At 61.6% G+C, this 25,276-nt stretch carries 21 protein-coding genes and 1 tRNA gene; 13 read left to right on the plus strand and 9 right to left on the minus strand.

The features are described 5' to 3' along the window. The first annotated feature begins 158 nt into the window (after positions 1–158). From NW807_RS05495 to NW807_RS05510, 4 genes are all read left to right on the plus strand, one after another. Entirely contained in the window at positions 159–977 is an 819-nt protein-coding gene (locus NW807_RS05495) for a hypothetical protein (protein WP_414406094.1), read from the plus strand. Between the two features lie 255 nt (positions 978–1,232). Further along, positions 1,233–1,991: a thermonuclease family protein gene (locus NW807_RS05500; protein ID WP_414425497.1), complete on the plus strand. Its 759-nt coding sequence runs from the start codon at positions 1,233–1,235 to the stop codon at positions 1,989–1,991. Between the two features lie 252 nt (positions 1,992–2,243). Then, on the plus strand, positions 2,244–2,456 hold the full coding sequence (locus tag NW807_RS05505; RefSeq protein ID WP_414406092.1) for a hypothetical protein: 213 nt from the start codon (positions 2,244–2,246) through the stop codon (positions 2,454–2,456). A 493-nt stretch (positions 2,457–2,949) separates the two neighbouring features. After that, complete coding sequence (locus NW807_RS05510; protein WP_414396367.1) at positions 2,950–3,372, plus strand: hypothetical protein; 423 nt, start codon at positions 2,950–2,952, stop codon at positions 3,370–3,372. On the opposite strand, the gene mazG is transcribed toward NW807_RS05510, so the two are convergent. Then, the gene (gene mazG / locus NW807_RS05515; RefSeq protein ID WP_414425498.1) at positions 3,334–4,449 is read right to left on the minus strand and encodes a nucleoside triphosphate pyrophosphohydrolase; all 1,116 of its coding nucleotides are present in this window, start codon (positions 4,447–4,449) and stop codon (positions 3,334–3,336) included. The genes NW807_RS05510 and mazG overlap by 39 nt on opposite strands. Then, positions 4,418–4,645 carry a DUF2949 domain-containing protein gene (locus NW807_RS05520; RefSeq protein WP_414396373.1) on the minus strand — a complete coding sequence of 76 codons (228 nt, stop codon included), beginning with the start codon at positions 4,643–4,645 and terminating at the stop codon, positions 4,418–4,420. Before NW807_RS05520 ends, mazG begins: the two co-directional genes overlap by 32 nt. 348 nt (positions 4,646–4,993) lie before the next feature. Here NW807_RS05520 and NW807_RS05525 point away from each other — a divergent pair, with 348 nt between their 5' ends. The 3 genes from NW807_RS05525 to NW807_RS05535 all read left to right on the plus strand — a co-directional run bounded on the left by NW807_RS05525 (position 4,994) and on the right by NW807_RS05535 (position 8,306). After that, a complete protein-coding gene (locus tag NW807_RS05525; protein WP_414396374.1) occupies positions 4,994–5,227 on the plus strand; it encodes a DUF3148 domain-containing protein in 234 nt (77 codons plus the stop codon). Positions 5,228–5,365: 138 nt separating this feature from the next. Next, a complete protein-coding gene (gene serA / locus NW807_RS05530; RefSeq protein WP_414425499.1) occupies positions 5,366–6,949 on the plus strand; it encodes a phosphoglycerate dehydrogenase in 1,584 nt (527 codons plus the stop codon). A gap of 43 nt (positions 6,950–6,992) precedes the next feature. Continuing rightward, positions 6,993–8,306 carry a bifunctional folylpolyglutamate synthase/dihydrofolate synthase gene (locus NW807_RS05535; protein ID WP_414425500.1) on the plus strand — a complete coding sequence of 438 codons (1,314 nt, stop codon included), beginning with the start codon at positions 6,993–6,995 and terminating at the stop codon, positions 8,304–8,306. A 45-nt stretch (positions 8,307–8,351) separates the two neighbouring features. Here NW807_RS05535 and NW807_RS05540 read toward each other — a convergent pair. The 4 genes from NW807_RS05540 to NW807_RS05555 form a co-directional block, all read right to left on the minus strand. Further along, a tRNA-Pro gene (locus tag NW807_RS05540) sits at positions 8,352–8,425 on the minus strand. Between the two features lie 76 nt (positions 8,426–8,501). Further along, entirely contained in the window at positions 8,502–8,804 is a 303-nt protein-coding gene (locus NW807_RS05545) for a Mo-dependent nitrogenase C-terminal domain-containing protein (protein ID WP_414425501.1), read from the minus strand. A 343-nt stretch (positions 8,805–9,147) separates the two neighbouring features. After that, positions 9,148–10,260 carry an LptF/LptG family permease gene (locus tag NW807_RS05550; RefSeq protein ID WP_414396384.1) on the minus strand — a complete coding sequence of 371 codons (1,113 nt, stop codon included), beginning with the start codon at positions 10,258–10,260 and terminating at the stop codon, positions 9,148–9,150. Between the two features lie 6 nt (positions 10,261–10,266). Then, on the minus strand, positions 10,267–11,445 hold the full coding sequence (locus tag NW807_RS05555; RefSeq protein WP_414406086.1) for a pentapeptide repeat-containing protein: 1,179 nt from the start codon (positions 11,443–11,445) through the stop codon (positions 10,267–10,269). 145 nt (positions 11,446–11,590) lie between these two features. Here NW807_RS05555 and NW807_RS05560 point away from each other — a divergent pair, with 145 nt between their 5' ends. The 3 genes from NW807_RS05560 to NW807_RS05570 all read left to right on the plus strand — a co-directional run bounded on the left by NW807_RS05560 (position 11,591) and on the right by NW807_RS05570 (position 15,935). After that, complete coding sequence (locus tag NW807_RS05560) at positions 11,591–13,372, plus strand: DUF1565 domain-containing protein (protein WP_414425502.1); 1,782 nt, start codon at positions 11,591–11,593, stop codon at positions 13,370–13,372. Between the two features lie 74 nt (positions 13,373–13,446). Further along, positions 13,447–15,405 (plus strand): ArsA family ATPase, encoded by a 1,959-nt coding sequence (locus NW807_RS05565; protein WP_414425503.1) that lies wholly within the window; start codon positions 13,447–13,449, stop codon positions 15,403–15,405. A 29-nt stretch (positions 15,406–15,434) separates the two neighbouring features. Then, entirely contained in the window at positions 15,435–15,935 is a 501-nt protein-coding gene (locus tag NW807_RS05570) for an MAPEG family protein (RefSeq protein ID WP_414425504.1), read from the plus strand. Here the strand turns inward: NW807_RS05570 and NW807_RS05575 are convergent. Genes NW807_RS05575 through NW807_RS05585 form a run of 3 tightly spaced genes read right to left on the minus strand, consistent with a single transcriptional unit; the run spans position 15,932 to position 19,762 of the window. Beyond that, positions 15,932–16,960, minus strand: coding sequence for a DUF3326 domain-containing protein (locus NW807_RS05575; RefSeq protein ID WP_414425505.1), 1,029 nt, complete (start codon positions 16,958–16,960; stop codon positions 15,932–15,934). The genes NW807_RS05570 and NW807_RS05575 overlap by 4 nt on opposite strands. A gap of 17 nt (positions 16,961–16,977) precedes the next feature. Next, on the minus strand, positions 16,978–18,432 hold the full coding sequence (gene hemG, locus NW807_RS05580) for a protoporphyrinogen oxidase (protein WP_414425506.1): 1,455 nt from the start codon (positions 18,430–18,432) through the stop codon (positions 16,978–16,980). Between the two features lie 34 nt (positions 18,433–18,466). Continuing rightward, positions 18,467–19,762: a homoserine dehydrogenase gene (locus NW807_RS05585; protein ID WP_414425507.1), complete on the minus strand. Its 1,296-nt coding sequence runs from the start codon at positions 19,760–19,762 to the stop codon at positions 18,467–18,469. Positions 19,763–19,980: 218 nt separating this feature from the next. On the opposite strand from NW807_RS05585, the gene NW807_RS05590 reads away from it, so the two are divergent. The 3 genes from NW807_RS05590 (at position 19,981) to treS (ending at position 25,267) form a co-directional block, all read left to right on the plus strand. After that, entirely contained in the window at positions 19,981–20,871 is an 891-nt protein-coding gene (locus NW807_RS05590; RefSeq protein ID WP_414396400.1) for a 6-carboxytetrahydropterin synthase, read from the plus strand. A gap of 97 nt (positions 20,872–20,968) precedes the next feature. Further along, positions 20,969–21,268: a hypothetical protein gene (locus NW807_RS05595; RefSeq protein ID WP_414425508.1), complete on the plus strand. Its 300-nt coding sequence runs from the start codon at positions 20,969–20,971 to the stop codon at positions 21,266–21,268. A 618-nt stretch (positions 21,269–21,886) separates the two neighbouring features. Continuing rightward, entirely contained in the window at positions 21,887–25,267 is a 3,381-nt protein-coding gene (gene treS, locus NW807_RS05600; RefSeq protein WP_414425509.1) for a maltose alpha-D-glucosyltransferase, read from the plus strand. Positions 25,268–25,276: the final 9 nt, after the last annotated feature.

Raw genomic sequence — 25,276 nt, forward strand, 5'->3', positions numbered from 1 at the left:
CTACGGGTCGTGGAAGCAGGAAGAAAGCGTCAACCTGGAGCAAAAGTCCGCTTTTAAGTCTTTCAGAGCGGTCAGCCAAAGTTACCCAGAAGCCGGTCTCCTTCTTTGGGGAGCGGGGAGTGCCATGATGGACTGGAGCCACCCAAGGACCTGCCCGTATGACCACCGCTGCTTTACCTCGTCGTCGCTCTCACTTGTCCCTGGCCGGCACTTTGGCTGCCGTTGGGGGGGCACTGCTGTGTGGGATCCTGGTAGTGCAGCTCCAGCTGCCCATGTTGGAGCGGATCAACCTGGAGGCCATAGAAAATGCCGAGGTCCGCAAAAACCGCAACATTGCCCTGGCCAATACCTTGGGCTGGCTGGGCTACCGCAATCTGGGAGCTTCCTGGCTGTGGTTAGAGCTAATCCAGTACTACGGCGACGCCCGCGCCCGCGCCCAGACCGGCTACGGCCTTGCCTACGAGTACTTTGACCACATGCTGCGGCTGGATCCCTCTTTCTTCCAGGGCTACCGACTGTCTAGCTTGGTGTTGGCCTATTGGGCCGGTCAGCCGGAAAAAGCTATCGAGATTTTGGATCGCGGCCTACAGCAGTTCAACCCCCAGAACAATCCCGATGCCTGGCGGCTCTACGTGGATCGCGCCCTGATCAATTTCATGTTTCTGGGGGATGCGGAAGCAGGTCGCAATGACTACTACCAAGCCGCGGCCTGGCGGGAGCAGGTGGGCTTGCCCGGCGACGACTTTCGCCAGTTGGGGGACAACATTGCCCGCAGCCCTCTCAGCCGCCGTTCTCGCTTCGATGTCTGGCTGAGCGTGTTTAACGCCACCAGCGACCGGGACACCCGCTTGTTTGCCCTGGAGCAACTGGCCCAACTGGGCACGGTTTTGCGGACGCTGCCCACAGGTGAAGTGGAAATTCTCCCGCCTCCCCTGCCTGATGGGATCGAGGAAGAGCCCTATCGCCTCCGCCTGTAATTCAACTGCCAGCGCAAAGATTGTGCTCCAGGAGCAGGCTCTGCTGAGCTGAACTCTAGCCCCAATTCTGCTGTTTGCTTGAGGTGGTTGGCCGAAAGCCGTGTCTTTTGGCTAGGAAAGTTAACTTTCTTGTGCGAAAGGTGGCAGCCACCGTCCCAGGGAGCAGCAGCTACCCTTGTAGAAGCCTCTAGGGACGCTCTAGGGCTTGGGTTTGTTCCCAGAGTTTTTCTTGACTTCACCTTAGGAGTGACCCCTATGAGCTCAAAAACTTCCCTCCCGATGACGGCGGCTGTCCTTGCCAGCAGTTGGGTTATCCTGCCTGCAGCAGCCCAATCTTTCGAGACAGTGCGAGTGCGGTCGGTGGTCGATGGGGACACCTTCTGGGCAGACCTAAACGGCAGGCCAACCCGTTTTCGCCTTGCCTATGTAGATGCGCCGGAGCTGACGCAGGGACAGTGGGGACGGCTCTCGCAGGAGGCTTTGCAAAAGCTGCTGCCACCGGGATCCCTGGTGCAGGTCGACACTCTTTACATCACCCCAGAGGGGCTGCACATTGTCGAGGTGTACAACGCCGATGGCCTGGTGAATTTGGAGATGCTGCGCCAAGGACAGGCGGTGGTCTACGAGCGCTTTTTGCACGAGGCCAACCGGGAGCGCTACCTAGAAGCTCAAGGGGTCGCGCAGGCGGCACACCGTGGTTTTTGGCAGCAACCCAAGCCGGTGATGCCGTGGGAGTTTCGAGAAACAGCGCTGCAAACTGTAGCTTTTGCAGGGCCTTACGCTTTGGAGGGGTCTTTCCTGCGGGAAAACCCAGCCGCAGCAGCAGGTGTGGGTATTGCCACGGCGGTGGTGATGGTGGGGCTAGGCAAACTGCTGTGGAAAAAGTCCAGCCAGCAGGGGGTAGGCATCCGGCAGCTGGAGCGGGATCTCAAACACCTGCAGCGCAGCCTGACCACAACCCTGGCCAGCCGTAAGCTCCTTGATTCACCGGACCTAACCAACCTTCTGCCTTGACGTAGATGGGCTGAGCTAGTAGGCTAGCAGGTACATCTTCTTGGGTAGGCGTTTTGCCTAGGCTAAAGTTGGCTCCGTCTTTAGCCGGTGTGCCTTATGGGGGCAAGGAGCAACTACCTGCAGCTTGCGGGGAAGTCACGCCTGTGGAGATCCCTCTGGCGGGGTGGTAGGGGTGGACTCTGCCACTAGCTATGGGTCGCTGAAGCAGGAAGAAAGGCTCAACGCCGAGTGAAAGTCTGCTTTCACCCGGGGTTGTATAAGTCTTTCAGAGCGGCTATCCAGCATAACCAGGACGAGCTGGCACGCCAGGCTTTGGTGCAGCGAGACCAACATCTCAGGGCGGCAGAGATCGTTCGCCGCTCCCTAGAGGAGGTGGAAGCCCAGGCAGTTGCCCTTCGCGAGGGCATTTCCCACCTAGAAAGCCAGATTGCAATGGCCAAGCTGGAACAGGAGAGGAACACCTAAGCTTCTCCGTAAGTAGGGGTGCCCCAGTGGAAGCCCCCGGAGGAAGGGGTCTCAAGGCAGTTTCTGCAGCATGGCCGGCCCTGGCGCAGGGTTGCAGCAGGAGGTTGACCTGCAGATCACCCCGTGTCCAGCCGACTACCTTCGGTTTTGCCTCCTGTCTGGGCAGCGCTGCGCTTCAGCCCCCTAGGTTTCGCGAGGAGTTCTCACGCCTGAAGAAAGGATCTCTCCCCCCGAAGAGGGTGGAGGGCTTGGCTCTGCGCGTTGGCGAAACGGTTGTTAGGGATCCCCGTAGCCAGAGACTCAAGTTGCAGCCTAGTGGGGGGAGGCAGGGGTTGCCTAGATTGGGATCAAGGCGGCTGGGTGCGGGCTCTTGTTCTAGCTTTAGCGCAGCGTGGAGTACAACGTGGGAGCAATGGCCTTCTTAGCTTGCTGTTCTTCTTTCCCTCGGCGTTGGGGGAGAGCGCTACAAAGCTGGGGGAGCTGGACAGGACTGTTGCTCCTGGCTCTGCAACTGGGGCAGTCTGCTGGGGCTCAAGAGACCCAAGTCTGGATTGGCACTGGCCAGATCCTGAGCGGCCAAGGACAGGGGGCAACGGTGCAACTGGTTCTGGAAACAGGAGGCGGACGGATTTGGAGCCAGTCGGGGCCAGCTTTGGATGCGCCCTTTTCTGGCGAACAGATTTCGGTTACCAGCGGCGATGGCACCTGGCAAATCCAACCCCAAGGGGATCAGTTGGTGGTGACCTTTTACCGCGGTGAGCAGATCATCCGCTGGCAACTACGCCCTGTGGGCAAGGTGCCAACTTCTTCTTCCCCTCTGCCACCTGCCTCTTGGAGGGGCGAGACTCCCCAGCCCCTGGCTTTGCCTAAGCGAGAGCTAGTTCTTCCTGTCCTCAATCTGCTGCGCCATCCCTAAAGGATGGGGGTGTTCTTGCTTTGCTTGCTGCCAAAGCGCCTCTAGCTCTTGAGGGCGGCGGCCTTTGAGAGGGAAGTCTTGTTCTGCCTGTTGCCGCGCCAGCTCTTCCAGGCGCAAAAAGCGGCGAGCAAGGCGCAGGTTTGTCTGGGTCAGAGCCTGGACAGCATCCAGCCCATACCAGCAGCCCAAGGCGACCAGGGCAAACAGCAGATCCCCCAGCTCAGCTTCCTGTCGCGCCCGGTCGGGGGGATCTCGTTCCAGCTCTTGGCGCAGTTCGGCCTCCTCCTCGCGGATCTTGGCCCAGATCCTTTCTCCTGTTGGCCACTCCAACCCGGAGCTCACCACCTTTTGGGAGATTTTCAAGGCGGCCAGCAGGGGGGGCAAAGTTTCAGCGTAGTGCAGCAGTTTTTGACCCAGAGTTTGCTGCGGCTGCTCTTGCTGCTTGATGTCTTCCCAAAAGCGGTGCAACTCGGACAGGTCAGAACTCTCTGGCTGGGGGCTATCCCCAAACACATGGGGGTGGCGACGGATGAGCTTGTCGGCAATCCGCGCTGCCACGGTTTCCAGGTTGAAGTGGTTGCGCTCAGCAAAAATCTGGGATTGCAACACCACCTGCAACAACAAGTCCCCCAGCTCTTCGGCAATAGCCGCCGGATCCCCGGATCGAATGGCCGCCACTGTCTCGTAGGCTTCTTCAAGGATGTAGGGAGTGAGGGATTCGGGCGTTTGGGCGCGATCCCAAGGACAACCCCTGGGGGAACGTAGCTGGGCCACGATTGCTGCAAGGCGGCTGAGGTGCTGGGCAGACTCGGCGCGCTCCAGGTAGAGATGGGCAAAAGCACCCGTTTTTTCAGGCTCCCAGCTTTGCAGCGTCAGGGGGCCAGCCACCACTTGCAAGTCTGCTGTCAGCAGCGTCAAAGATTGAGCAGGGGCACAGACCTGCCGTAAACAGCAGTCCAGCTCCGCCAGTTCCTTGCTCCCGCAATTTTTCAGCAGCAGGGATCCCTGCCCCGCCGCCGACCAGTGGGCCAGCTCCTCTTGCCAGTTAGGCTGTAGGCTGTCCAGCGTTTGCAGCATGGTCGTAGGTGCGGCCCAGATCTAGAAGACGCCTGAGCTGCTCGAGGTCAATGAAACTCAGCTCCAAAAGGATCATCAGCAGCGGTCCTTGCTGGCGGCGCTGCAGTTTCTTGGCCAAGCTCAGTTGCGAGCGGTCGATGATGCCCGCTTGCAAGAGGTATTCTTCCAAAGCCGGAGGAGGAATGGGATCTACCATGGTCGTTTCCAATCCTGAAAAGAACCGCTGAAAAAACTGAGAAAGTAGCCGGCTGACGTAACTATTCTTAACACTCCTACAGGGTTTGCGCAAAGAGGCGGCAAGCAGGCCAAGGGTGAGCAAGGGGAATGAGGTCGAGTGGTTGCCACCCAGAGCACGGGAAATCAAGGCCCTGAGGTCAGAGTATAATAGCAAGTCTGCTGGCGATTGACAGCGGCTTAGGAAGCCGAAGCACTTTCCTTAAGCTGACTGGGAGCTGCTGTTTTTAGCGCCGCGCTTCTGGGAGCTAGCGCAAGCTCCGCTGAGCTGAAAGCAGGTGTTCTCGTCACCCCTTGGGGGATTCTTGCTATGGCTGAACCTCAAGATTTGCTGCCGGTGGGGGCAAGGGTTGAGGTAGTGGAGATGCCTCCTTATCTAAAGACGGCCGATCCAATCCCAATGTTGCGCCCGGCCCATCTGATTCGGCTGCACGAGCAAGGGGTGATTCGGCAGCGGCGGATGTTGGGCACTTATTGTGTGCAGTTTGCCAATGGCCTCTTTCTGATCGACGGCAAATATCTTGCCCCCGTGGGATCCCGCTGAGATGAAGCTACAGGCCTTGAGAGGGCCGGCAGACTTTCGCGGTAGATTAAAGGTGCTTGCTGGAGTCGGGTCAACATTCAGCGCCGCGGCAGGAGTCAGGCTGGCTTGCGGCATTGGCAATTTAGGCTAGCGTTGCGTATGCCCAGAGTTATCGTCACCGATCCCATTGACCAGGCGGGAATTGACATCCTCTCCCAGGTAGCTCAGGTGGATGTGCGCACCAACCTCACCCTCGAGGAGCTGATCGCAGTTATCCCCAACTACGATGCCATTATGGTGCGCTCCGGCACGCGGGTTACCCGTGAGGTCATTGAGGCCGGGAAGAACCTGAAAATCATTGGCCGGGCAGGGGTAGGTGTGGACAACATCGACGTGGCTGCTGCCACCAAAGCAGGGATCCTGGTGGTCAACTCCCCTGAGGGCAATACTATCGCTGCCGCCGAGCACACTATTGCTCTGATGATGGCCCTCTCGCGCCACATTGCCGATGCCAATGCCTCCCTGAAAGCAGGCCAGTGGAAGCGAGAGGAGTTTGTGGGGGTAGAGGTTTACAAAAAGACCCTGGGTATCGTTGGCCTGGGCCGGATTGGCTCCCATGTAGCCCAGATTGCCAAAGCGATGGGGATGCGGCTTTTGGCCTACGATCCCTACATTTCCGTAGAGCGGGCGGAGCAACTGGGGGTGCGCCTGGTGGATTTCACAACCCTGGTGCAGGAATCGGACTACATCACCCTGCATGTTCCCAAGACCCCCGAGACCACTAACCTATTTAACGCTGAAACCTTTCGCCTAATGAAGCCGACCGCCCGCCTGATTAACTGTGCCCGTGGCGGCCTAGTAGACGAGCGAGCCCTTTACGAAGCCCTCAAATCCGGCCAGATTGCCGGGGCGGCCCTGGACGTCTTTGCCGAAGAGCCCCTCAGCAAAGATTCACCGCTTCTTTCCTTGGGCAAGGAGCTCCTGCTGACACCGCACCTGGGGGCTTCTACCGAGGAGGCGCAGGTCAATGTAGCCATCGATGTAGCCGAGCAGATCCGCGATGTGTTGCTGGGGCTGCCCGCTCGCTCGGCTGTGAACATTCCCGGCCTGCAGGCAGAGGTGCTGCAAAGCCTCAAGCCCTACCTCGAGTTGGCCGAAACGCTGGGCAATCTGGTGGGTCAGTTGGCGGGGGATCGGGTTAGCCAGTTGGAGATCCGCCTGCAGGGATCCCTGGCAGAGAAAGACAGCCGGCCAATTGTCATCGCCGCCCTCAAGGGGCTTTTGACGCTGGCCTTGCGGGAGCGGGTCAACTACGTCAACGCTTCCATTGAGGCCAAGGAGCGGGGCATCCGCGTAGTGGAAACGCGGGATCCCTCGGTGAAGGACTATTCCGGCTCCCTGACCTTGATTGCCCACGGCCCCAATGGGGTGCGTTCCGTCTCGGGGGCGCTGATTGGGGAGCGGGAGGTGCGCATTACCCAGATCGACGAGTTCCCGGTCAATGTGCCGCCTTCGGCCAACATGCTGATGACCTTGCACCGGGATATGCCGGGGATCATCGGGCGGATTGGCACCCTGCTGGGGGCCTACAACGTCAACATCGCCAGCATGCAGGTGGGGCGCAAGATCATCCGCGGCGATGCGGTGATGGTGCTCAGCCTGGATGATCCCCTGCCGGATGGAATCCTAGAAGAGGTGCTCAAGCAGCCGGGCATTCGCGACGCTTTTGTGGTGAACCTTTGACAGCTTTTGGCGCCAGTGGGGAAGTGCTGAGTTGAGGTGAAGCTTGAGCCCGAATACCCTGTCGCCAATGGGTGGGATCTCAACCTGGGATTGGCCTGGGTTTCTGGAGTCGCTGGGCCACTTTGGCGTCGATCTCAGCCTGGATCGCATGCAGGTTCTGCTGCAGCGCCTGGGCCAGCCGCAGGCGGGGATCCCGGCCATCCACGTCGCTGGCACCAACGGCAAGGGATCCGTCTGCGCCTGGGTTAGCCACGTGCTGTGGGCGGCGGGCTACCGGGTGGGCCGCTACACCTCCCCCCATTTGGTGGATTGGCGCGAGCGGATCTGGCTCAATGGGGAGTATATTTCCGCCGCCGACTGGAGCCAAGCGTTGGCCCAAGTGCGGGACTGTCTACAAACCTACCCTCCTGGCGAGGCCTCTCCGACGCAGTTTGAGGCCCTCACTGCTGCTGCCTGGCTATACTTCCGCCAGCAAAAGGTGGAGGTGGCTGTAATGGAGGTGGGCTTAGGGGGTCGGCTGGATGCCACCAACGCCGGAATCGAGCCGGTGGTGACCGCCATCACCTCCATCGGCTGGGATCACTGGCAACGCTTGGGCAATAGCCTGGAGCAAATTGCCGCCGAAAAGGCCGGCATCCTTAAGCCAGGGATCCCCGCGGTGTGCGCGCCCCAACCCCCTGAGGTGATGGCCGTGATCCAAGCCAAGGCAGAGCAGGTGGGCAGTCCCCTGCGGGTAGTGGAGCCTCTGCACTGGTCGGGTCCCCAAACCGTTTGCTGGCGGGATCAGGTGCTTACCCTGCCCCTGGCCGGTGAGGTGCAACTGGTCAATGGGGCGGTAGCTCTGGCCGTTGTGGAGACTCTTCAGGAACAAGGTTGGCGCATCCCAGATGTTGCTGTTGCCAAAGGATTTGCTCTCACCCGTTGGCCGGGCCGCCTACAGAGAGTGCAGATTGGATCCCGCCAGCTGCTGCTGGATGGAGCCCATAACTTGCCGGCTGCCCAAGCTCTGCGCCGCTACCTTGACCAGCACCAGCCCGGACCCCTCACCTGGTACATGGGCATCCTCACTACCAAGGATGTCAAGGGTATTCTGGCTACCCTACTGCGACCGGGGGATCGCTTCTTGGCCCTGCCCATCCTCGGCCATGCGGGAACGGATCCGCAAGAATTGGCCCACATAGCTCGAAGCCTCCAGCCCCATCTCTGCCTTGCCCAGGCCCTGCCAGATCTTGACGCTCTGCGGGCCCAACTGCAGCAGCCTCCTGATCCCGACGAGCCACCCGGGGTGGTCTGTGGATCCCTATACCTGCTGGGCCAGGTGATGCAGGCTTGCCTAGGATGGGATCTGGCCTGCTAGGGCTCCTCCAGCTAGCCCGGCCAAGCGCTTGCTTTAGCCGCCTTATCGGGATGACAGGATTTGAACCTGCGGCCCTCTGCTCCCAAAGCAGATGCGCTACCAAGCTGCGCTACATCCCGTCGCTACTAAATTATGGCAGAAAATTGCCCCAGATCTCTACCTGCAAGCGCCAAACTCCCGCCCCCTCTTCCCGCCTCACAGGTAGCGGCTGATGTCGTCCCCCCGCTCCGCTAGGAAGGACAGAGCTCGCAAGCGCAGCCTTACCAACTGGTCATAAAAGGGGTTGAGCTTGCATAGTGCTGGGATGTGCATTACCCTATAGCCAAACAAGATGATGTCTCGCTCAAAGGGGCAGCGGGCGGGAATCCACCGGCACAGAAAGTGGGCAAGGCGGGGATCCCGCACTTCTACAGCATCGATGGCTGCTCGAATAAGCTCCAGAGGGGTCTGTAGCCAGTTGCCTAGACGAGCTATAGGCTTGAGATATATGGAAGCCATAGGATAGCTTGTTCCCTCCTACAGTTAGTTTGACTCTCTCGACGGAAAGCTTGCCTTTGGGAATAAGGATCTCTGATCAACCTTGCAGAGCTACATGTTTTGCATACAAAAGTTGATTTGTAAATAAAGCTACATTCTTACCCTCTCTCCAGTTCCTCCGATATACTCCTACCTATACCCATCATAGGTATCTATACCCATCATAAGTAAGGTGGATCTGGAGAAACCCCCTGGGGGAGGAGGGGGATCCCTGTACCTATAGGTGCCTTCTAGCCCTAGGTTAACCCTAGGCCAAGCTTTTCCCTGGCAAAAGCCTCCTGAAAACTCCTGGAAGTCGACCTCCCTAGCGTAAGAAACGGGCCAACAGCAGCAGGCCGAGGCCGCCGAAGAGGAGGTTGAAGCTCCAGGCTGCTGCCCAGGGGGGAAGAGCTCCTGCTTCCCCAAGGCTGCGAGACACGCTCAGCACTACGTAGTAGGCAAACACCAAGAGGATCCCCAAGACGACGCCCCCGTAGCGGCCTACGCTTCGCGCGGTGGTGGAGCCTAAGGGGAGGGAAATGAGCACGGCAAAAAAGCTGGCCAAGGGCAGGGAAAAGCGCATGTGGAACTCGGTGCGCAGAGGTTGAGTATTGAGGTTGGAGCGGGCAAGGTGGGCAATGCGCTCCGCCAGCTCCGGCAGGCTCAGCTCGTTGGGGGGAACTGGCGGCTGCATCAGGGTGGCCAGATCTCGGGAGACTTCTAGCGGCTTGTAGTCGAAAGGTTCCTCGGCCAGGCTGAGGCCGTCGGGGCCGTAGCGGTGGGTTACGCCTTCCCTGAGAGTCCAGCCCAGGCCATTCCACACTGCCTGAGCTGCCAGGGTCACCTCCACCAACTGGTACTTGCCCCCCGGCAAGGGATCCACCCGCAAGATGGTGACATCCTGCATGGTGTTGAGGCGGGGATCCACCTGGCGGATAAAAAACCAGAGGTTGTCTTCGGTTTTGAAAAAGACGTCGTATTGCACCAGACTGGTGGCCTGGGTCAGAAGCGCCTGCTGGTCGATACGGCGGATTTCCCGCTTGCTAGCTGGCAAGAGCACGTTGCTCATCACAAAAGCGGCTAGGCTCAAAAGCAGCCCCACTAGAAGTAAGGGTCGAAAAATGCGCGTAAACGGAATCCCCGCCGCCCGCATGGCGGTCATTTCACTGTTGCCGCTCAGCTTGCCCAAGGTCAGTAGGGTGGCAAAAAAAGCGGCAATGGGCATGCCCAGCACCACCATCTCCGGCAGATCCAAAATGAGAAGGCGCAACACCCCTAGGGGTGGCACGGATCCCTCGACCAGCCGCTCGGCCAGAGTAAAGAGCCGGCCCGCCAAGAGCAGCAGGGTTCCCCCCGCCAGGCCAGCCAAAAGGGGGGCGAGCATCTGGCCAAAGAGGTAGCGCTCCAGCAGCCAAAACTTGGTGAACAAGCGGGCCATCTCTAGCTAGCTTGAACGGTTCCCCGGCAGGCCCTCACCCCTCGCCCCTTTTCCCTGCGGAGGCTCGGGATCGAGCTTAGCTCCCCAGGCGGCTAGGTAAGCTCTTTGTTCAGGGGAAAGGCGACGCACCCGGCGAAAGTCTGCCCCCGCCACGATGGCGCCGGCGTAGGCTCCCGTTTTGAAATCGGGCTTTTGCCCCGGCTGGACAGGGGAAGCTGTCTGGAGGGATCCCACAAACAGCAAAGCGCGGTAAAGATCGGCCCCACGGAGGTCAGCATTGCGCAGGTTGGCCCCGCAGAGGTTGGTGTGGCTAAGATCGCAATCCCGCAGGTCAGCTCCTTCTAGGCTGGCATCGCTGAAGTCTACCCCCCGCAACGAGGTGCCATGGAGATCGGCTCCTTCCAGCATCGTGCCCAGGTTAACCACGCGGATGCCGTTCACGCGATCCCGCTGGTAGCCGCCTTTGCCGTCCAAAATGGGCCGGCCCAGGTGTTCGTCGCGGCGCAGGGGGCTGAGCAAGTTGGCGGTGGAGAGGAAGCGCAGGATCTTGGCTTTGCCAAAGCGATCCACCCCGTTCAAGATGGCTGCTGTGCGCCCAGCCGCAATGGCCCGCTCCAGGGGCCAGTCGTCCAACTGCCCGTCAGGGGAGAGAACTAGGTTGGAGATGCCCTCAAAGTAGGCGTCGATGGTCTGCTGCTGGGTGATGATGTTCTGCTGGATGGTAAGATCCCGGGAGATAACATACTGCCGCCAGGCGATGTAGGCGGCTAGAAGGGCAATCAGGATCTGGCCTGTAGCCCCGAACACCTCGCCCAGGGCCCCAATGGCCTCCCAGCTTGGGGATCTCAAGGTCGAGAAGACCCCACTCCCAGCCAATCCTCCCACCCCAGCCAAGCCAAGGGCGGCCACCGCCCATCCCAGGGTGGGCCAAGTAGTCAGCCACTGCCAGAGGTCGCGCCCAATCTGCACCCAGAGCGAACGCCCCCACCAACTCGCCAGGCCCAGCCAGGTCAGCACCGCCCCCCAGCCCAAGGCTGGCTGCTTTGCCCAGTGGCCCAAGAGCAGCAGGAGGGCCGGGATCCCCAACAGCAGCAGCTTGAGCAGAGGCGGCCACGGCGAGGCCGCGAAGGGCGGGGTTTCGGCTTCTGCCAAGGGCAACTCTTTGGGCAAGCCTTCGTCGGTCATGGCAGGGGGACACTCTGGGGGTAGTGTCAGGTATTCCAAGTCGGCGTTAATCCGTACCTAGAGGTGGGGGCTAAGGCAGGATCTTGCCGGTTAGGTTTGGTAGGATAACCTCGACCTTCCTTCTCTAGCGCAGCCTGGTGTGGGGATGAGCACTATGATCCCTTGCCTATCGTCTATCCACCCTCAGAAATCCAGCGAACACCAATCTACAGCAGCTTTGCCTGCCTTGCGGCGGCAGCAGGGTGCTCCAAGCCTGAGGCGGCTAGCGGTCTCTTTTCTCCTCAGCACCAGCTTACTGGTGGCCGCGAAGTTGGATCCCGGTTGGGCGCAAACTTCTCTAGACGCCAGCCTTCTGGAGAAGCAAGCCCTGCCCCAAGCGCCACCGCTGCCGGACGATCGCCCGGTCATCTTTGTGGATGCTGCCAATGGCAGCGATACCCAAGGGGATGGATCCCGCAGCAACCCCTTTAAGACCATCACCTATGCCATCAGCCGGGCCCCAGCCGGCAGCATTATCCAGCTTCTGCCGGGGGTCTACAGCGCAGAAAGCGGCGAAGTCTTCCCCATCCGCCTCAAGGCTGGCCTCATCCTGCGCGGAGATGAGTCCACCCTGGGAGAGGGCTACCTTATCGATGGCGGCGGCACCTACATAAGCCCAACCTTGGCTCGGCAAAATGTTGCCCTGCTGGCAGAGACCGGCTCAGAAGTTCGGGGGGTTACCCTGCGCAACCAGGGGCGCCGCGGCTATGCCCTCTGGGTAGAATCGGCCTCTCCCCGCATTCTCAACAACAGCTTTGTGGGCAGCATCCACGACGGCATTTTCATCGTCGGCGCCTCCAACCCCTGGATAGAGGGCAACCGCTTCTACAAAAATGGGGCCAACGGCATCTCCGTCTTGGGCACCTCCCAGCCCACCATTGTCAACAACCTCTTCCAAGAAACTGGCTTTGGCCTCACCATTGACCAGCGCTCGGCCCCTATTGTCCGCCACAACCGCATCCTGCAAAACCGCACAGGCGTTGTTGTCGGCGGCAGCGCCCGTCCCATCCTGCGCAACAATCTCATCGCCCGCAACTTAGAAACCGGTCTCACGGCCATCACCAACGCTCAGCCAGATTTGGGCACGGCCTCGGATCCGGGCAACAACATTTTTGAGGGCAACGGCCAGTACGACATCCTCAACGCCACCCGCAGTCTGCGCCTCAGCGCCAACGGCAACCAACTGGCAGGCAAAACCAAAGGGGAACTGGACCTGGCTGGCCAAGCCACCGTGGCTGCCTTGCCCAGCAACGCCCCTCCACCCATTGCTGCAAATAGCTTGACGCTGCCCAGTGCTCCCAAGGCCGGTCCTCCAGCTTCCAGCAGGGATCCCCAGCCGGCGGCGGCCTCTCCCACCCTTCCGGTGGTGACGGTGCCCCAATCGACTGCCCCCCTTCCCCCTCCTCCAACGGTATCGGGAGGGCGGATTCTGCCCAGTGCCCCCAGCCAGCCGGCAGGGGCTCAACCCCAGGCCCAGGAGTTTGTTGCCGTTCCCTTCACCCCCGATGGCTCCACCATCCCTGCCCAGCCGGTTGAGCCTGCTCCCGCCGCTCCTGTCCACCGGGCCTCTGCAGCTCCCCTCACCGACATCACCACCCTGCTGCCGCCACCGGCCCGCCGCCAAGCCACGGAAAATCCCACTACCCCAGCCGCACCTTCAAGCTCGGCCCCAGCTTCGCCCACTCGCTTTCGCGTCTTGGTGACCCCCAAGGGCAGCGACGACCTCAATCGCCTGCGGCAGCTGGTTCCCGAGGCGGTGGAAACAGTGTTCAACGGCAGAACCGTGCTGCAGGCCGGCCTCTACGACAGCCGCAGCCAAGCCCAGTCGGTGTTGGAGCGCCTGTTGGACGCTGGCTTTGACGCGGTGGCCGAGATGCTTTTCCGCTAGTCGATTTAGGGATCCCTTTGCCGCCTCCTCAACTTGCCAACTTCCCTTTTGCTTGCCTCCCTGCTTCCTGTCGCTTGCTGCTGTTTAGCGGCAAGGGGGGAGTGGGCAAAACCACCCTCACCTGTGCCCTGGCCCGTCACCTGGCCCAGACACAACCAGAGCGACGTCTGCTGTTGCTGTCCACCGACCCGGCCCACTCCCTGGGGGATGTGCTGGGGATCCCGGTGGCGGACGTTCCCCAACCCCTGCCGGATTGGCCCAACTTGCAGGTGCGGGCCTTGCACGCTGAGGTGTTGCTGCAGGACTTTAAGCAGACCTACGGCCTGGCTCTGGAGCTCATTGCCGAGCGGGGTAGTTGGCTGGGCAGGGAAGATCTCCTGCCCCTGTGGGATCTAAGCTGGCCGGGGGTGGACGAGCTGATGGCCATCCTGGAGGTCAATCGCCTGCTGGCAGGCCAAGAGGTGGATACGGTGATCCTGGACACGGCCCCCACTGGCCACACCCTGCGGCTCTTGGAACTGCCCGACTTTCTCGACCAGTTGCTGGCGGTGTTTGCCACCTTCCAGGCCAAGCACCGCGAGGTCGTCCGATCCCTAACAGGCACCTATCGACCGGATGAGGCCGATGCCTTCCTGGCCCGTTTGCAAAGCGAGCTGGAGGGGGGCAAAGCCAGACTGACCGACCCGGAGAGCACTGCCGCCTGGCTGGTGCTGATCCCGGAGCTGTTGAGCGTGGCGGAGACCCGCCGCTTCTGTCGCCAGTTGCAGAACCGCCGAGTGCCCCTTGGCGGCCTGTTGGTCAACCAGGTTCTCCTGGAAGGGATCTACCTGGCCCGCCAGCAGGAGCAGCGGCTCTGGCTAAAAACGCTCCAAGAGGAGTTGCCTGGCTACCCCATCTGGGTCTGTCCCTATCAACTGGAAGAGCCGATTGGGCCGGCGGCGCTGGACAAGCTGGTGCAGCAGCTTCGTCCCTTGCAGGAGGTGCTGCCGCGGTTGGAAGGGATCCCTGCCCCGGGAGAACTCTCCCCTTCGCCCCAGCAGGACAGAGTCCTTGGGATGGCTTCTGGGCAGAGCCAGGCTTTGGGCCTGCCAGATTTTTTGGCCCAAGGGATCCGCCTGCTCTTGGTAGGGGGCAAGGGCGGGGTGGGCAAGACCACGGTGGCTGGGGCCCTGGCCTGGAACTTGGCCAAACGCCATCCCGACAAGCAGCTCTTGCTGGTCTCTATCGACCCGGCCCACTCCTTGGGAGATCTGTTCCAAGTGACCTTGGGACAGGAGCCGCTCCCTCTCTTGCCCAACCTGCTGGGCCAGGAGATTGAGGCGGCGGCGGTGCTGGAGCGCTTCCGGCAGGCGTACCTGGAAGAGGTGGCGGCCATGTTGGCAGGAGAGGGGATGGCAGGCGTAGAAATCCAGTACGACCCACAGGCTTGGCGGCAGCTTTTGCACATGGCTCCACCGGGCCTGGACGAGGTGATGGCCCTGCTGACGGTGCTGCAACAGGAGTCAAGCGGCCAGTTCGACCTGGTGGTGGTGGATACAGCCCCCACCGGCCATCTCCTGCGCTTTTTGCAGATGCCGCAGGCCCTGGAAGGCTGGGTAAGCCTGGCCCTCAAGCTGTGGCTGAAGTACCGCGACCTGGTGGGCCGGCCGGAATGGGCGCAGCGGCTGCGGGATCTCTTGGCCCAGGTGCGGCAGCTCCAAAAGCGGCTGCGGGATCCCCAGTTTGCTAGCTTTATCCCCGTCTTCAACCCCGAACAGGCAGTTCTGGCGGAAACTGAGCGCCTTCTGGCAGAACTGGATGCCCTGGGGATCCCTCATCCCTATGCCGTTCTCAACCGCGTGTGGCCGGAGGATTCCACCCCCTTTGGTGCAGCTCTTCGGCGCCGCCACCAGGCCATCCTGGCCCAGTTGCCCCAGCGCTTTCCCCAGCAGGCCATTGTCACCGTCCCTTTTCTGCACCCACCCAGCTTAGAGGCCATCGGGGCTTACCTGCTGGCTTCCTCTAGCCCGATGTTGCCAGAAACCTCCACCTAGCGCCTGGCAGAGCCGCTAGCCTGGAAAAGGTGCCAGTGCGGCTTTTCCCCCTCACCTTGCTGCTTTTGCCTATGGTGTTCAACCTCCCCCTGCAAGCCATTCCTCTGTTCTCCATCGCAGCGGCCATCCTGTTGGTGTACCTGCCTATGGGCGTGGTGGGCTATGCCCGCGCCCGCGTCGGCTACGATCCCCATGCGCCCCGGGCAATGTTCGACCGGCTGCCTCCCTACGGCCAGCGGGCTACCTGGGCCCACGCCAATGGCTTCGAGGCCCTGGGCACCTTTGCACCCTCAGCCCTGATAGCCTACGTCACCGGCCCCCACCCGGATCCCTGGCTGTTTGGCCTCAGCGGCGATGAAGGGGTGGCCGTGCTCTGCGGCGTGTTTCTGCTGGCGCGGCTGCTCTACAACTTCTTCTACATTGGCGACATTCCCATCGGCCGCTCCCTCTCCTTCTTGGTCGGGTCGCTGGCCACGCTGGGCCTGCTGCTCATCAGCCTCTTGCCGTTTCTGGGCCAAAACCTGGCCTAGACCTGCAGTCTTAGGGAAGATAGTGCCACCCCAGCCCGGTGGGCCACCACCACGCCAATGGCCTCTAAGTAGGAGCTAACTGCCACATGGGGGATCCCCAACTGGCGAGGGTGGACCTGCATCACCGTGGCGTTTTCTTCGACAGCGATAAACAATGGCGGGCGGGGGCGGCTAGCTAGGTAAAGCAGGCCGGGGCCGCCAAAGGCAGTGGCCGGGGCAATGACGCTATCCACCTGCTCGGCCGTCAGGTCGCCCGGCTGGGGGGGATCCCCCCTTTTAACAAACTGGGGGGCGTAGCTCAGCCCCGCCAAAACCGAGGGCAGGAAGGTAAACCCCACCTCTTCAGCGGCAGCCCGGGGGTGAACCGGCTTAGGGTCAGGATCAGGGTAGAGAGCAGGAGCGTGGGCACAAGGGATCCCCAGCTCCCGCACCACCAGGTGGCTGAGGATGGCCTCGGCTCCGGCCAGGGGATCTACCCCCTGCCCCTGCTCGTACTGGCTAAAGTCAAGGTCGTCCGGGAAGCGGGCCACCACGGCAAGGGCCTCAGCTCCCAAGCGGACGAGCTCTTGGGCAGTTTCCAAAAGCGCATCCGGCTGGGCCAGGGATCCCTGGCTGGCCCCGGCAGGGGAAAAGCTGACGGAAACGCCTAAGGGTCGAGGGGTCAAGCGCCAGGGGCCAATGTCCAGCCCCAGGGTGGCCTGGGCGGCCTGCAAAACCTGCAGGTGGCGTTGGCGGAGGTCCTCTGGGATCCCGGCATCCAGGATGACGCCGACGCGGTTTTGCCGCACTGGCCTGAGGTGCCACTCCCCGGCGCAGAAGCGATCCAGGCCGTACCCTTCCACGTAGAGGACGTTCTTCAGGGGCCAAAACAGGGTGGCGCCGTTAAGCACATTGGGATGAGTGATGAGGCAGTCGACAGCAGCCGCCAAAGCGCGGGCCACCGGCAGGGCATCGCCGGCAAAGCCACCCACGCGGGCGCCGATGCCCGTGGGAACCAAAAGCAGCGCCGTGTAGGGGCGATCCATCGGCCACTAGCGGAGGACTAGGCCTGGGACAAAAGCTGCTGCGCCAGGGCCTCAGCTCGCCGCACGCAGTCGCCCAGAGCTACGCCATCCAGGTAGTTGGCACACACCCAGATCCCCGGCGTCTGGGAGGCCAGGTGGGCCTGCACCTGGGCTATCCGCTGCCGGTGGCCGAGGGTGTACTGGGGGATGGCGCGGGGCCATAGGCGTTCCCCTAGGTAGATGGGCTCGACGCAGCGGGTGAGCAGAACCTGGCTAAGCTCGGCGTGGGCAATTTGCGCTCGCTCCTCAGGAGACAGCGTAGGGATGGGTGGGATCCCTTGCTGGCGGGCCAAGGCAGCATCGGTGGCGCCGCCGAGGAAGCTGAGGAAGCTGTGGTAGCCTTGGGGAGCGCGCTCGGGAAAAAGGCAGGAGGTCCAGATGGTGCCCAGGGTGCGCAGGCCCTGGGAGCGAGGGATGAGGTGGCCAAAGCCCCGCAGCGGCTGGGGCAGGGCCTCTTGGGGATAGGCCAGAGCCACCACCACTACCGGCGGATAGGGGATCTCCGCCAAGAGTTGGCTGGCTGGGGGGTTGAGCTCCTGCAGCAGCGCGGCAGCCTCATAGGCGGGAATGGCCAGCACCACCTGGCGAGCAGCCACCCAGCGGGATCCCTCTGGCGTCTCAAAGCCCACCCAATAGAGCTCTCCCTCCCGCTTAAGCTGCACCGCTCGCCAACCCAGCCGCAGGCTGTCGCCCAGCTTTTGGGCTAGGGCCTCTGGCAACTGCTGCAGCCCCTGCCTCAGATTGCCCAGTTGGCCGCGTTTGGGCGGGGGTTGGATGGCTACGGGAGAAGGCTGGGGTCGTTGGCGCAGAGCCTGCAGGGCGCCAGCAAAGAGGCTGCCGTAGCGCTCCTCTAGGCCAGCTACCCGCGGGAAAGCCGCCACAGCGCTGAGTTGATCTGGGTCGCCGGCATAGACTCCTGAGGTGAAGGGCTCCACTAGGCGCTCGGCCACTTCGGATCCCAGTTGTCGCTGGAAAAACTGCCGCACCGTTTCCTCGTGCCCTGGCGGCGGCGGGACAAACCCCAACAGGCCCTGCAGAGCCCGCAGCTTGCCGCCCACACTGAGCAGCCGTGAGCCCAGGGCTGCCGCGGGGCTAAGCGGCACCGGCAGCAGCTCCCTTTCCCAGTAGATGTAGCGGGGCAGCTTGGCATCGGCCAGCACCAGTTGGTCGGTCAGGCCCACCTCAGCAATGAGGTTGAGCAGGGCAGGGGTGGGGGTAAAGCTGTTGGGGCCTTCCTCCCAGCGGTAGCCGTCTTTGGACTGGGTGGAAATGCAGCCGCCGACGCGGGAGCTGGCCTCGGCCAAGAGCACTTGAGCGGAGCTACTTCTAGCCGATAGACCCTGCCGCAGGCGCCAGGCCAGGGTGAGACCGCTGATGCCCGCCCCAAGGACGACCACCTCGGCTCTGAGGAGTTCGGGGGTTGCAAAATCCACTGCCGCCTCCACGGTGTCTGTCCTCCTCCACTTGCTAGCGCAACACGCGAAACAGGCTGGGGATCCCAGCCACCTGGGGAAGCTGTTGGATCTCGGCCAGCGCCTGGCGGCAGTCGGCCTCGCGCACGGTGTGGGTGAGGATTACAATCTCCGCCAGCTCCTGGTGGCACTCCTTTTGGGTGATGCTCTCCAGGCTTACCCCATGGCGGCCAAAGCAGGTGCCAATGGCCCCCATCACCCCTGGCCGATCCTGGGCCAACACCCGCACATAGAACTCCGACTGCACCTCCGCCAGCGGCAGCAGCGAGGCAATAGGGGGAGAGGCAGGCAATCCCCACAGAGGATTGGGGAGATGGGCCCCTGTCTGCAGGTGGGCAAGCAGGGTGAGCAGATCCCCGACCACAGCGCTGGCCGTTGGCCCCCGGCCCGCCCCTGGCCCAGCCAGCACCACCTGCCCCAAGGGATCCCCTTGCACCCAGACGGCGTTGTCCGCCCCCTGGATGTTGGCTAGGGGGTGGGTAACGGGCAGCAGCGCGGGGTGAACGCGAATGTCCAAGGTTGTTTCCGCTCCCTGCCCCTCAGTCCTCTGGGCGATGGCCAAAAGCTTAAAGGTATAGCCCCACTCGCGGGCATAGCGGAGGTCGGTGGGGCTGATGCTGCCGATCCCTTCGCAGGGGATGGCCTGCCGCGGCACCGCGACCCCAAAAGCCAGGCTGGCCAAAATGGCAATCTTATCCGCCGCGTCCCATCCTTCCACATCGGCGCTGGGATCGGCCTCCGCATAGCCGTGAGCCTGGGCCTGGGCCAGCGCTTCGGCAAAGGAGCTGCCCTCCTGGGCCATCTGGCTAAGGATGAAATTGGTGGTGCCGTTGATGATGCCCCAGACCGCCTGAATGCGGCTGGCCCGTAGCGACTGCTGCAAAGCCTGGATGACGGGGATCCCACCCCCCACCGCTGCCTCCAGGAGCACGGCCACCCTGGCCTGGGCGGCAGCCTGAAAGATCTCCATCCCATGGCGGGCAATCACTGCCTTGTTGGCCGTGATCACCGGTTTGCCGTGGTCAATGGCTTTCAGGATAAGGCTGCGAGCCGGCTCCAGGCCGCCCATGAGCTCAATGACCACGTCAATCTCTGGATCCGAGACAATCCGCTCTAGGTCAGTGGTCAGGCGCTCAGGCGGAATCGACACCGGCCGCGGCTTGTCCAAGGAACGCACTCCCACCGCCGCAATTTCGACTGCCTGCAACAGAGGATGAGGAGGGCGCTGTAAGATCTCGACCACGCCTGTGCCGACAGTACCTAGCCCCAATAGCCCAACCCGATAGACCACAGCCGCTCCCTCGTCTGCCGCTCCCTGGGACCCGAAGCCTTCCCTACCTTTACCAGGTTGACACACTCCTAGTCCCATCAGGACGAGATTTTAGCCATCTATCCCAAGGCGCTGCAGGGAGGCGCGTCGAGACAGCCCCAGGGATCCCTCGCCGCGGGGACAGTGCCGGTTTGGAGTTTATGCTGAAGGGGGGATCCTTATACAGATTCATAGCCTTCATGTCCAGAACCTGTACCATCTACCGCCGCGCCCAATTTGCTGCCAGCCACCGCTACTGGCTGCCGGAGCTCTCGGAAGCCGAGAACCTGGCCCGCTTCGGCCCCCATGCCCGCTTTCCTGGCCACGGCCACAACTACGTGCTGGAGGTGGGCCTGACGGGGGAGGTAGACGAGTACGGCATGGTGCTCAACCTCTCGCAGGTGAAGCGGGTGATTCAGGAGCGGGTAATTCGGGAGCTGAACCTTGCCTACCTCAACGAAGCTTGGCCAGAGTTTGCCCAAACCCTGCCCACCACCGAGTTCATTGCCTACGCCATCTGGCAGCGCCTGGCCGATGCTCTGCCGCTAGCCAGCGTGCGCCTCTACGAGGATCCCCACCTTTGGGCCGAATACCGAGGAGAAGCCATGGAAGCCTACCTGACCGTTGCCACCCACTTTAGCGCCGCCCATCGCTTGGCCTTGGATCACCTAAGTTTGGAGGAGAACACTGCCCTCTACGGCCTCTGCGCCCGCCCTCACGGCCACGGCCACAACTATGGCCTGGAGATCACCGTCAAGGGATCCATCGACCCGCGCACGGGGATGATTGTGGACTTGGCGGCTCTGCAGCGGGTGATCGAGGAGCAAGTGGTCAAACCCCTGGATCACACCTTCTTAAACAAAGACATCCCCTACTTTGCCCAGGTGGTGCCCACTGCGGAAAACATCGCCCTCTACATCCAGCGGCTGCTGACTCTGCCCCTGCGGGAGCTAGGGGTGCGCCTGCACCGCGTCCGCCTGCAGGAAAGCCCCAACAACAGCAGCGAGGTCTACGGGGAGTTTCCCTTGGAGGAAGCGGAGCAGGATTTGGCAAGTAGGGCTGAGCCAGCCGCCTGTGCTGGATCTCGTTGAGCTCAGCGGCCAACTCTCGGCCTTTGCCCACTACCTGCAGCAGGAGTCGAAGGCCAGCCAAGAACGCCTGCGCCGAGTCTGACAAGAGTTTGCCTGCTTGTGGCAGGAGCCCCGGCTCTGGCAGCCTCGCTGGGTGGAGTGGGGATCCCTGCCCAAAGTTGAGCCTCTGCAGGAGCCGCACACGGTGGTGGCCACTGACGGCTCCCAGATCCCGCCCGACCACCTCGAGGTCGCCTACTCCTCGGGGCAGGTAACCCTCCACTACGACACACAAGAGTGGCCACTGCTGGGCAGCCAGCCCCTACTGCTCTACGGGGAGGAGCCCCTCAAGCCGCCTGAGCGCTCCAACTTTCTTTCCGACGGCTCTCCGCTGCCCGTCCGGCCAAAGGGAGCCTAGCCTAGACATGACGTGGACACCGAGGAGGTGCTGGCCCTGTGCCGCTCCCAAGCAGAACTTCACTTGGCCCTGTTGCTGCCTAGGACTAGCGCTGCTCGATGAATCCCTCACCCCTGGGGAACGGAGCTGCTTGTTCTGGAAACTTTTAGGGAACACTACTGGTTAGCAGGGAGAGGGATCCCGAAATCGCTCGCCTAGAGTTTCCTGCTTGGGTAGCTCAAGACGCTGAGCTGCCCCAGCAAGCCCTAGCGGGGGTTTGGTGGAGCAGGAGCTTGTCCGCACTGGCCTGCGCCATCTAACCGTCTCCTGCAAAGAGGCTCAAAAGCGAACCGGCATCACATAGTTGGTGCCAATGGTGGGGAACCGTTCTGAGATCTCCACGAGTGTCACTTCCTCCAAGCTGCGGGCAGTTGCCCCTTGCTCTTGAGAGAGCCTAGAGGCTAAAGACGGAGCCAACTGTAGCCTAGGCAAAATGCTTGCCCGAACCAATGAACCTGCTAGCCTACTAGCATCGACTGCTGGGATCCCGGGCACCATAAAGAAGGCTGCAGCCCATTGAGGGGATCCCTCTTCAACAGTTAGGGTTGCCGAGGTATCTAAGTCTTGGTTGCCGATATGATGAGCCAAGCTCTTCTGCGCAGCATCGTCTCTCCCTTAACCTCCAACCCCCTCTGGTACAAAGACGCGATCATCTACGAGCTACCGGTGCGCGCCTTTTTTGACAGTGACGGCGATGGCGTGGGCGACTTCCAGGGCTTGACCGAAAAGCTGGACTATTTGCAAGAACTGGGGATTACAGCCGTCTGGCTGCTGCCGTTTTTTCCTTCTCCTCTAAAGGATGACGGCTACGACGTTTCCGACTTTACCAACGTTAACCCCGAGTTGGGCACTCTAGAAGACTTCAAGATCTTTCTGGATGCTGCCCATCAACGGGGGATTCGCGTCATCATCGAGCTTATCCTCAACCACACCTCGGATCAGCACCCCTGGTTTCAGCGGGCCCGACGAGCTGCTCCCGGCACTCCCGAGCGCGACTTCTACGTTTGGAGCGATACCCCCGAAAAGTACAAAGAGGCCCGCATCATCTTTCAGGACTTTGAAACCTCCAACTGGACCTGGGATCCGGTGGCCAAAGCCTACTACTGGCACCGCTTCTACTCCCACCAGCCCGATCTCAACTACGACAACCCCGCCGTGCAAAAAGCCATGTTCGAGGTGGTGGACTTCTGGCTGAGCATGGGGGTAGATGGCATGCGGCTGGACGCCGTGCCCTATCTCTACGAGCGGGAAGGCACCTCCTGCGAGAGTCTGCCGGAAACCCATGCCTTTCTCAAGGCTCTGCGCCGACACATCGACCAAAGGTACCCCGACCGCATGCTGCTGGCTGAGGCCAACCAGTGGCCGGAAGATGCCGTAGCCTACTTCGGCGATGGGGACGAGTGCCACATGGAGTTCCACTTCCCCCTCATGCCACGGCTCTTTATGGCCCTCCAGATGGAGGATCGCTTCCCCATCGTTGACATCCTGCAACAAACCCCTCCCATTCCCGAAACCTGCCAGTGGGCCATTTTCCTGCGCAACCACGACGAGCTCACCCTGGAGATGGTCACTGACGAGGAGCGGGACTACATGTACCAGGTCTACGCCAAGGATCCCAAGGCGCGGATCAACCTGGGCATCCGCCGCCGCTTGGCTCCTCTCTTGGGCAACAGCCGCCGCCGCATTGAGCTGATGAGCAGCCTCCTGTTTTCCCTGCCGGGGACGCCGGTGATCTACTACGGCGACGAGATTGGCATGGGGGACAACATCTACTTAGGGGATCGCAACAGCGTGCGCACCCCCATGCAGTGGAGCGCTGACCGCAACGCTGGCTTTTCGCGGGCCAACCCCCAGAAGCTCTACCTGCCCGTCATCATCGACGCCGAGTACCACTACGAAGCCGTCAACGTGGAAGCGCAGCGGAATAACCCCCATTCCCTCTGGTGGACGATGAAGCGGATGATTGCCGTGCGCAAGCGCTTCCAGGCCTTTGGCCGCGGCTCTTTTGAGGTGCTGCACCCGGAAAACCGCAAGGTGCTGGCCTTTGTGCGGGCCTATGGCGACGAGCGCATCCTGGTGGTGGCCAATCTCTCGCGCTACGCCCAGTGGGTGGGGCTGGATCTGTCCCCCTGGGAGGGGTTGATCCCAGTGGAGATCTTTGGGCGCACCGAGTTTCCCCCCATTGGGCGACTGCCCTATTTCCTAACGCTGGGCCCCCACTCTTTTTACTGGTTCTCCCTCGAGACCAAAACGAAGCAAATTCACCTCAGCCCTAGCAGGCCAGAGGAGCAGGCTCGCCCGGCCACGCTGGTTGTTCAAAATGGCAGTTGGGAGAGCCTCTTTCAAGGGGAAAACCAGAAGCAGGTGGAGGCCGTCTTGGGAGACTACCTCTACCGCTGTCAGTGGTTCAGCTCCAAAAACCGCCAGCTCCAGTCGATCCATATTTTGCAGGCCATCCCTTGCCGTCGAGAAGGGGATCCCTTGCTGCGAAGCCAGATCTTGCTGCTCCAGGCCGAGTTCCTCGAGGGAGACACAGAGCTCTACTCTTTACCCGTGGGCTATGCCACTCAAGAAGCAGCCGTACACCTGCGCGTAGAGGCGCCCCAGGCAGTCATCCTCCCTGTGCAAGTGGCCGGAGAGCCAACGGAAGTGATTTTCGACGCTCTGGCTGATAAGACCTTCTTGTTGGGTCTGCTGCAGATGATTGTGCAGCAGAGCCGCCTGCGCCACGGTCGGGGAGAGCTTTGGGCCACTAGCTTTGCCACGCTTGAGTACGACCCCAGCCTGGAGCCTCGCCTCCTCAAGGCGGAGCAGAGCCACACCTCGGTGGTCTACGGCAACCAGTACCTCCTCAAGCTCTACCGCCGGGTGGCTGAGGGGGTAAACCCGGAGCTGGAGGTTGGCCGCTACCTGCTAGAGCACCATCCCCAGGTGCGGGTGCCGCGGCTGTTGGGATCCCTGGAGTATCGTCGTCGCCGCGGGACGCGAGGCTCTGAGATTACCTTGGCCATTTTGCAGGAGTACATCCCCAACGAGGGAGATGCCTGGCACTACACCCTAGACACTTTGGAACAGTTCTTCGAAACCGTGCTTGTCCACCATGCAACGGTGGAAGCGGTGCCGGTGCCTCAGGGCTCTTTCCTAGAGCTTGCGCAGCTTCCCCTGCCGGAGCTGGCCTATGCCACCATTGGCAGCTACCTGGAGTCGGTGCGGATCTTAGCCAAGCGCACCGCCGAACTCCACCTTGCCCTGGCCGCTGACACCGAGAACAAAGACTTTGCGCCGGAGCCTTTCTCCAGTCTCTACCAGCGCTCCATCTACCAATCTCTGCGCAACTTGGTGGGCCAGGTGTTTCCCGTCTTAGCCAAGCAGATCCCCAACCTGCCAGAGCTGGAGGCCAAGCTAGCCCGGACGGTTTACGACCAAGAAGGGGAGATCATGAGCCGCTTCCGCCTGATCCTGGAGCGGAAGATCACGGCTTTGCGCACTCGCTGCCACGGGGATTACCACCTGGGCCAGGTGCTGTTTACCGGCAAGGACTTTTTCATCATTGACTTTGAGGGCGATCCGCGCCGGTCCCTGGGGGAGCGCCGCCTCAAACGCTGCCCCCTGCGGGATGTGGTGGCGATGCTGCGCTCTTTCCACTACGCTGTTCACATTGCCTTGCGCCAGCAACTGGAAAGCGGCCTGGTCTGCGGAGACAAGTGCCCTGACATGGGGCGCTGGGCCCAGTTTTGGTACCGCTGGGTCTGTGCTGCTTTCTTGGCCGAATATCTGCAGGTGGCTTCCCAAGGGGCTTTTCTGCCCCGCAGCCCGCAGGAGCTGGAAGTGTTGTTGGATGCCTATCTGCTGGAGAAAGTCATTGACGAGCTGGGCTATGAGCTCAACCACCGCCCCGAGTACGTGGAGATCCCTCTGCGCGGGATCCTACAATTGCTAGGCATTTCCACCAAGGTCTGAGGATCCCGG

Source organism: Synechococcus sp. R70.1 (assembly GCF_047461675.1).
Taxonomy (GTDB): domain Bacteria; phylum Cyanobacteriota; class Cyanobacteriia; order Thermostichales; family Thermostichaceae; genus Thermostichus.